This window comes from Azonexus sp., from assembly GCF_036170495.1.
In the GTDB taxonomy this organism is placed as follows: Bacteria; Pseudomonadota; Gammaproteobacteria; order Burkholderiales; family Rhodocyclaceae; genus Azonexus.
On the sequence record NZ_JAVHPH010000340.1, the window covers coordinates 1 to 2,318 of the forward strand.

Sequence of the window (2,318 nt, forward strand, 5' to 3'; positions counted from 1 at the left end):
CATTGGTATTGCTACAGCCCCTGTACTGGTCTGGGTGTCGGCCCCCGGCTTTGCCGCAGACGCAGGCAAGTTCGAGCTGACGGTGACACTGACCCGGATCGCCTTCCCCTACATTTTCTTCATGTCGCTCGTCGCGCTCTCCGGCGGCATTCTCAACAGCTGGAGCCGATTCGCACTACCGGCCTTCACCCCCGTCCTGCTCAACCTTGCCGTGATCGGCATGGCGCTCTTCGCCGCGCCCTATTTCGACCCACCCGTGCTGGTGCTCGGCTGGGCGGTATTCCTTGGCGGCCTGCTCCAGCTCGCCATCCAGATTCCCGCCCTGAAAAAGATCGCCATGTTGCCGCGCCCCTCGCTCGACTGGCGCGCCGCCTGGGCCGACCCCGGGGTGCGGCGGATCACGAAGCTCATGGCGCCTGCCCTGATTGGCGTGTCAGTGTCGCAGATCAGCCTGCTCATCAACACCATCTTCGCCTCCTTTCTCCAGTCCGGTAGCGTGTCCTGGCTTTATTACGCCGACCGCCTCATGGAATTCCCCTCCGGCCTGCTCGGCGCCGCGCTCGGCACCATCCTGCTGCCCTCGCTGTCGCGCTATCACGCCAGCAACAACCCGGTTGAATATTCCCGCCTGCTTGACTGGGGCCTGCGCCTGACCCTGCTCCTCGCCACTCCGGCCGCTCTGGCGCTGGCCATCCTGGCCGTGCCACTGATCTCGGCCTTGTTCTATCACGGCGCCTTTTCGACCGAAGACGTCTTCCGCACCCGCGAAGCCCTGGTTGCCTACACCATCGGGCTCACCGGCATGATTCTCGTCAAGGTGCTGGCTCCCGGCTTTTACGCCCGCCAGAACATCCGGACCCCGGTGCGCATTGCGCTGATCTCGCTGGCCGCGACACAAATCATGAACCTCGCCTTTGTCGGCTGGCTGGCGCATGCCGGTTTGGCCCTGTCGATTGGCCTGGCTGCCTGCCTGAATGCCCTGATGCTTTATCGCGGCCTGCGCCGCCTGGAAATCTACCAGCCACAAGCAGGATGGCCAGTCTTCAGCGGCAAATTGCTAATCGCTTTGATCGTTATGGGCTGCATTCTGTGGTTTGGCATGGGTTTAGAAAAAAGCTGGTTGCAAAGGAGCTTCGTCGACCGGACAATTCATTTGGCTTGGCTGGTTCCGCTTGGCGCAAGCACCTATTTCGGCACACTATGGATTCTTGGCTTCCGCCTGAGGGATTTCAGACGTCAGGCGGCGTAATTCAGGAGGGGTAACGATGCAGCTGACCAGCACCAGCTTTTCAGATGGGCAAATGATTCCGGGTGACTATTCTTTTTGTACGCCGGACCCGACTCACCACGTCTGCCTTGGCAAAAACATTAACCCCCATCTATCCTGGCGTGGAGCCCCGGCCGAAACGAAATCCTTTGTCGTCATCTGCCACGATCCGGATGTTCCCAGCCGGGGTGACGACGTCAATCAGGAAGGCCGAAGCGTTCCCGCCACCCTGCCCCGCATCGATTTCTTCCACTGGGTTCTGATCGACCTGCCAGCGACGTTCAACACGATTGCCGAGGGCGAATTCAGCCATCAAATCACGCCGCGCGGCAAACCCGGGCCGCAAGCAGCGCCCGGGGGCCGACAAGGCATCAATAATTACACCGACTGGTTCGCCGGCGACCATGACATGAGCGGCGACTACTACGGCTACGATGGCCCGTGCCCGCCGTGGAACGACGAGATCATCCATCACTACATCTTCACGGCATATGCGCTGGATATTGACAAGCTGCCACTCGATGGCAAGTTTGGTGGCCCGGAAGTCCGTGCCGCCATTCAGGGCCACGTTCTGGCCGAAGCAAGCCTGAGCGGAACGTATACGCTGAACGCCAGCCTGCAGGCCTGATTTCAACACCCCGTCAACGCCAAAGGCCATGCAATGCATGGCCTTTGGCTTTTCAGGCGGGCCGGTTTCTGCCGGCCGAGTCAGGCCGGCCCTACTTGACCAGCCCTTTGCAGCCACCCACGGTGTTGCCAGCGCACGGGATGGACGTCTCGCGGTTGATCAGCCACTGGCCGTTCACCTTGATCATTTCCAGGGTCTTTTGCGTCGTGTCGTTGTAGCCCTTCGACTGGTAGATCTGGCGGAATTCGGCGAAGGCGCGATCATTACCGTCCATCCGGACTTTTAGCTCCTGGATCTCAACGTTGATGTCACCACGGGCCGAGATGCGACCGCGGCGCAGTTGCGCCCAGTCTTCCCGGGTCAGGCCACCGTCCGGGCTGAAGGTCGGGGCGTAGAAGGCGCTGTAGGCGGCGTAGTCGCGGG

At 61.2% G+C, this 2,318-nt stretch carries 3 protein-coding genes; 2 read left to right on the plus strand and 1 reads right to left on the minus strand.

Annotated elements, in window-relative coordinates:
* Together murJ and ADADOO_RS12725 are read left to right on the plus strand one after the other, a co-directional pair.
* Positions 1 to 1,249 (plus strand): murein biosynthesis integral membrane protein MurJ (gene murJ / locus ADADOO_RS12720; protein ID WP_511277874.1); only part of this gene is annotated, 1,249 nt, incomplete at its 5' end.
* Positions 1,250 to 1,265: 16 nt separating this feature from the next.
* Positions 1,266 to 1,895 carry a YbhB/YbcL family Raf kinase inhibitor-like protein gene (locus ADADOO_RS12725; RefSeq protein WP_511277875.1) on the plus strand — a complete coding sequence of 210 codons (630 nt, stop codon included), beginning with the start codon at positions 1,266 to 1,268 and terminating at the stop codon, positions 1,893 to 1,895.
* A gap of 91 nt (positions 1,896 to 1,986) precedes the next feature.
* On the opposite strand, the gene ADADOO_RS12730 is transcribed toward ADADOO_RS12725, so the two are convergent.
* Positions 1,987 to 2,318 (minus strand): L,D-transpeptidase Cds6 family protein (locus tag ADADOO_RS12730; RefSeq protein ID WP_511277876.1); only part of this gene is annotated, 332 nt, incomplete at its 5' end.